The sequence below is a fragment of the Streptomyces sp. NPDC059037 genome (assembly GCF_042740015.1).
Taxonomy (GTDB): Bacteria; Actinomycetota; Actinomycetes; order Streptomycetales; family Streptomycetaceae; genus Streptomyces.
Genome location: NZ_JBHYIG010000443.1, coordinates 1 through 4,816 on the forward strand (window position 1 = coordinate 1; position 4,816 = coordinate 4,816).

The window sequence follows — 4,816 nt, forward strand, 5'->3', positions numbered from 1 at the left end:
TGGAGACAACCGATGCAGTCGGTTAAGCAGAACGGCATGGCCTCAGAAAGAGCCCTAACGGATTACCCGGTCACTCAAGACGCGGTTGGAAAAGTGCACGACGACGAGCACCGCGTGCTGGAGCTCGAAGACGCCGAGGGGCCCGCCGAGCCCATCTCGATCTGCCTGCAGGGTTACGGCCTCGCGCCCGAGCCCGGGAACGTCTTCATCAAGGACTGGTCCGAGCACTCGGGTCTGACGGCTCGCCTGGCTCAGGCGGGTCTGGTGAAGCCCGTGCGCGCGCTCACCGTCGGGCCCTTCGGCTCCACGGCCTACGCGGTTCAGGTGACGCTGTGAGCGTCGGGATCCTCATCGCGGTCGGCCTGGTCCTGGCGCTGTTCTGGTTCACCTTGGCGGTCGTCCGCCGAGGCAGGATCGCCGATCTCGAGCACTCCTATCGGCTGGCCTGCAAGAAGGGCGACACCGCCAGAGAGGAGCAGGTGGAGGCCGAGCTGCGGGACATCCGGGCATCACGTCGGGGGTCTGGTCGGGGGAGTGGTCGGTAACTCAGCGAGGAGCGCGAGTCTGATCAGCGAAGCCGATTCGGGACTCGGAATGATGTCAACGGTCTTGCAGTTCTCCCCAAATGTGAGGTCCGGGGACATGCTTGACGGGTTGGTCTCGGGACATCCTTGACGGTGTCTCGGTGGTCGCTTGACGGTTCCAGGTGATGGTTGACGGTCAGCGGGAGGCGATGAACCGCTGGCCCGGCCCTGTCTTTCGAGGATGGGTGGAGATCTCGACGTCGCCGTCGAGGACGCGGAAGCAGGTCTCCTCGATGATCACGGTGACGGTCTTCCCTGCGTGCGCGATGCCGGGTCGTAGCTTTTGGCGGGCAACGGCGAAGGTGCCGTCGGCCCCGACCCGGCGAATCGCTCGTGGGGCCTGAGACGGCGGAGGAGGCAGTAGCGTCGTGGCGACTCTCGCCCCCGTCAGCTTCGCGCGTCGTTGGTGTGGGATTGGGGCGGCGAGTGTCTTGACCAGCAGTCCACCGTGGATCACATACATCATGCTGCCGTCGAATCGCAGGGTGACCTGCTTGCCGATCATGTCGGTGCCCAGGGCGACGGGCGTGTTCCCGAGCGAGACCACGCCGTCCTTGGTTGCCTTGCGGTCCACCTCGACGACCGCGGCGGGAGCCAGCGGCTTGTCCGTACTGATGCCTCCTTGAGGTTCGGCGCCGCCGACCCGTCCGCCGCGCAAGAGCAGCCACTGCAGGTCGGCATCGGTGAAGGACATGGAGCGAGTCCGGATCAGCTGGCCGTCGAGCAGGACGTGCACGGTGTGGTGGCTGACCCAGCAGGTGACGGTCCTGCCGACAAGGTTCGGACTGAACTTCAGGCTGCGCTGCCGAGGCAAGGTGACGTGCCGGCTCGGCCGGATCACGGATTCGAACTCCACCGACTGGAGCGGTAGTTCGTCCTCCGAGGAGCCTGGCGGTGGGAGCATCGGCAGCCGCATCGCTTCAGCCTGGTCACTGTCCGACTCGACCGGAGCAGTGCCGAGCGTTGGGTGGGAGGCCGGGGCGAGTGGGTGCGGGCGGAATACCTGCACCGGAGTCGCCATCTCGAGCGACTGGTGCGGCCGGGTGTGGTTGTAGGCGTGAACCCAGGCGTCGATCGCCGCCTGCGCTGCCACCGGATCCGCGAACGGACCGGAATGATCAAGCATCTCGCGCCGCAACGTCTTGTGGAATCGTTCAATCTTGCCGGTTGTCGTCGGCGACCTAGGCTTGGTCAGCCGCTGCGTGATGCCGTTCTCGCGGCAGACCCGCTCGAACATGACCTCGGCAGGCAAGGGCTTGGAGTAGCGGCCGGTGAACTGCTTGCCATTGTCCGTCAGCACCTCCGAGGGAACCCCGAAGCGCCGCATTGCCGCGATGAACGCCTCACAGACGGCCCGTCCTGTCGGCTGGATGAGCACGCTGGCGATCACGATGAACCGGGAACAGTCGTCGATCCCGGTGACGAGCTTGCACTCGCGGCCATCCGCGATGAACACCCCGCTCATCAAGTCCATTTGCCAGAGCTGCATCGGGGCGTCCCGCTGCCACCGCTTGTAGACGCGTCGGTGGACCTGGACCTGGCGGTTGACGAGGCCGTTGCGCACCAGGACGCGATGCACGGTCGACCGACCCGGCGCATCCGCGAGGCCCCGTGCGGTCAACTCGTGGGAGATTCGCCGGGCGCCCCACTTCGGATAGGTCTGCCGCAACTGGCAGATCAGCAGCTCGACGTCGACCGGAACCCTCGAAGGCGACGTGTGGGGCCTGCGGGAGCGATCCTTCAGCCCTTCCCGACCGCCCTCGCGAAACCGCCGCAGCCAGGTATGTACGGACTGGCGCGACGTGCCGTACCGGCGAGCCACTTCAGCAATCGGCGATCCATCCAGGACCTCCACCACCGCCCGGAACCGATGCTCCACCGTCCAGTCCTCGGCGGGAGCGTCAGCACCCGATATCTCACCCATGTCAGTTCAACGAGGTACGACCGTAAAAGATGTGTCCGGACCGTCAGAAGTCTCCTGCGACCGTCAAACAACTCCAGTGACAACGACGTCAAGCAACTCCTGGGACTGCACACGTCAGAATGACAAGGCATTCGATCAGCGCAGCTGATGCGGAAGAAGCACTGGAAGAGGACATCATCTGATCAGCGAAGCTGATCCGGATGGTGGCATGACAAACAACTGAACATCTCAACAACCCACCCAACTGCGCGCGGACGACGACGTCGATCCGGGCGCTGCGCTGTGTTCAAGGAGAATCCATCATGTCGAACCCGAACAGCACCGCATCCGTCATCGGCCGCTTGGCGAACGACCCGAAGGTCTTCGAGAACAAGGACGGCTCCAAGAAGGTCATGCTCACCGCCTTCGTCGACCGCGGTTACACCGACCGTCAGGGCAACCGTATCTCCGACGCGCTGCCCTTCGAGGCCTTCGTCCGTGCCGAGACGCAGGGCACCGGGCCGTTCGCCCACGTGCACAAGGGTGACCTGGTGGGCCTCAGCTACGAGCCCCGCCTGAACCGCTACACCAAGAACGGTGTGGAGGTCTTCGAGGTCAAGCTGGAGATCCAGAACATCTCCTTCCTGGAGTCACGCGCGACCACCCAGGCCCGTTTGGCCGAGCGTGTCACCAAGGCCGAGGCCCAGAACCAGAGCCTGCAGGCACAGACCGAGCCCGTCGCGGCTGCCGCTCCGGCCGTCGCGCACGCCAGCGCCGTGCAGGACGAGCAGCTGCCCTTTCAGACCGCTTGACGATCTATAGAACTTCACCCCTCCCGGCGGGCCTGGTCGAGCTCACAGAACGGACCCCATCGCCCTCACCACACGAAGGAGCAGCACATGCCCAAGTCCCGAGTCCGTATCAACCTCATCGGCAAGTCCCCCAAGCCGCAAGACAAGACCGCCGAGACCAAGCCGCAGTCGCGCGTCCGGATCAACCTCACCGGCAAGCGAGACAAGTAACCCACCTGCGCGCCTGGCCGACGCCGACAACGGTCCAGCCTCTGGCCTGCGTGGCGTCGGCCTTCAGGACCTGGTTGTGGTCTTGAAGGCCCACGTTGTCGTGTTGGGGGATGCGGGTGTCGAGGCAGCCGAGCGGGCCGAGCGAGGCCCGCTCGCGGCGGCGCGGGCCGCGTTCCCGAAGGGCAGCCTGGCGATCCGGATTCGGGACGAGCTGGGCCGTTGCTTCGCGACGAGGAGTTCGCGGACCCCCGCTGACACCGCGGCATCCCTGCTGCCCCTGGACTGCGCCCCGCTGCTCCCCGACCTGTTCAGGGGCACAGACGGAACTCGTCCGCCTGCAGAAAATCAGTCCCGCGCTGGTCTTGCTCCACGTCGCCAGAGATCCTTTCCCGCCGCTCGACGGGATCCGTGCCGATGGACTGGAGGCTCGACGACAGCGCGTCGGCGCAGCACGGAAGTTTCGGCGGTCGGTGTCGGTGCCCCTGCGGGGCCGTGCCCGCCCAACTCACCACCACCGGCACCATCCACTTAACTCGCCCGAACAGGAGAACGCGTTGAGCACTACCACCCCGACCGTCCACGCCCGCCGTCCCCGCCAGCAGCCCGTAGACACCGAGATCGCCGCCCTGGACCTGGGCAGCGTCGGAGGCATCCGCGAGGCCATCGACCTCTTCGCCCGCAGGATGCTGAAGGCCGCCGCGATCGGGCACGACCGCGACCAGCGCACCCACGCCGCGACCGTCCAGGCCCTCAACGCTCTGCTGCTGGACATGCTCAACACCCGCTGTCCCGTCTGCCGGGGCAAGGGAACGCTCGACCACGCCGCGTGCCCCAACACCGCCGCCCACAGCTCGTAAACCCGCCCCCTCCGGGGGCGCCCGCTGGCGCGGCCTGCTCTTCGACTCCCTCAACCGGATCTGACCCCACTGCCGGCCAGACCCCGACTGTTTTTGAGTCATCAGCACAGCTGATCCGGGCGATCGACAACAGACCCGCCACAGACTTCTGCACGGAGCGGTTCGAACCCATAGTGCGTCGACTGATCGTCGGCGTACGCCAGTTGGCACGCCGTGCAGACCGACCGCGGAAAAGGTTCGATTCCTTCAGCGCTGCAGATGATCCCTGTGGCGTGTCCCTGGAGATCTCCGCGGCTCCGGCTTCCCCAGCACCCCGGTGCGTGCTCTGCCTTCGGGCAGCAGCCGCACCGGGGTGCTGTGTCGTTCTTCGTGGCTTGTCGGCGTACGCCCCAACGTGGCCCCGGCAAGATTTCCGTGAAGTCGGGGTGTGCCACCGTGCGCCGGTGACAC

The 4,816-nt window shown here is 66.1% G+C and carries 6 protein-coding genes; 5 read left to right on the forward strand and 1 reads right to left on the reverse strand.

The genetic code is table 11. The features are described 5' to 3' along the window. Together ACFWY6_RS44155 and ACFWY6_RS44160 are read left to right on the forward strand one after the other, a co-directional pair. Nucleotides 1-336: hypothetical protein (locus ACFWY6_RS44155; protein ID WP_384703182.1), on the forward strand; the 336-nt coding region annotated here is incomplete at its 5' end. After that, on the forward strand, nucleotides 333-545 hold the full coding sequence (locus ACFWY6_RS44160; RefSeq protein WP_384703185.1) for a hypothetical protein: 213 nt from the start codon (nucleotides 333-335) through the stop codon (nucleotides 543-545). The genes ACFWY6_RS44155 and ACFWY6_RS44160, both read left to right, overlap by 4 nt. A gap of 175 nt (nucleotides 546-720) precedes the next feature. Here ACFWY6_RS44160 and ACFWY6_RS44165 read toward each other — a convergent pair whose 3' ends face one another. Then, nucleotides 721-2,508, reverse strand: a complete 1,788-nt coding sequence (locus ACFWY6_RS44165) for an IS481 family transposase (protein ID WP_384703189.1) — start codon at nucleotides 2,506-2,508, stop codon at nucleotides 721-723. 302 nt (nucleotides 2,509-2,810) lie between these two features. Between ACFWY6_RS44165 and ACFWY6_RS44170 the strand changes: the two genes are divergently transcribed. The 3 genes from ACFWY6_RS44170 to ACFWY6_RS44180 all read left to right on the forward strand — a co-directional run bounded on the left by ACFWY6_RS44170 (nucleotide 2,811) and on the right by ACFWY6_RS44180 (nucleotide 4,366). After that, a complete protein-coding gene (locus ACFWY6_RS44170; protein WP_384703192.1) occupies nucleotides 2,811-3,299 on the forward strand; it encodes a single-stranded DNA-binding protein in 489 nt (162 codons plus the stop codon). An 87-nt stretch (nucleotides 3,300-3,386) separates the two neighbouring features. Further along, a complete protein-coding gene (locus ACFWY6_RS44175; RefSeq protein WP_384703195.1) occupies nucleotides 3,387-3,509 on the forward strand; it encodes a hypothetical protein in 123 nt (40 codons plus the stop codon). Between the two features lie 554 nt (nucleotides 3,510-4,063). Then, nucleotides 4,064-4,366: a hypothetical protein gene (locus ACFWY6_RS44180; RefSeq protein ID WP_384703198.1), complete on the forward strand. Its 303-nt coding sequence runs from the start codon at nucleotides 4,064-4,066 to the stop codon at nucleotides 4,364-4,366. Nucleotides 4,367-4,816 lie beyond the last annotated feature (450 nt).

What these genes read in the sequence shown, in the direction of transcription:
- ACFWY6_RS44165 (WP_384703189.1), bottom strand. Translation starts at nt 2,508, where the DNA reads ATGGGTGAGATATCGGGTGCTGACGCTCCCGCCGAGGACTGGACGGTG.
- ACFWY6_RS44170 (WP_384703192.1), top strand. Translation starts at nt 2,811, where the DNA reads ATGTCGAACCCGAACAGCACCGCATCCGTCATCGGCCGCTTGGCGAAC.
- ACFWY6_RS44175 (WP_384703195.1), top strand. Translation starts at nt 3,387, where the DNA reads ATGCCCAAGTCCCGAGTCCGTATCAACCTCATCGGCAAGTCCCCCAAG.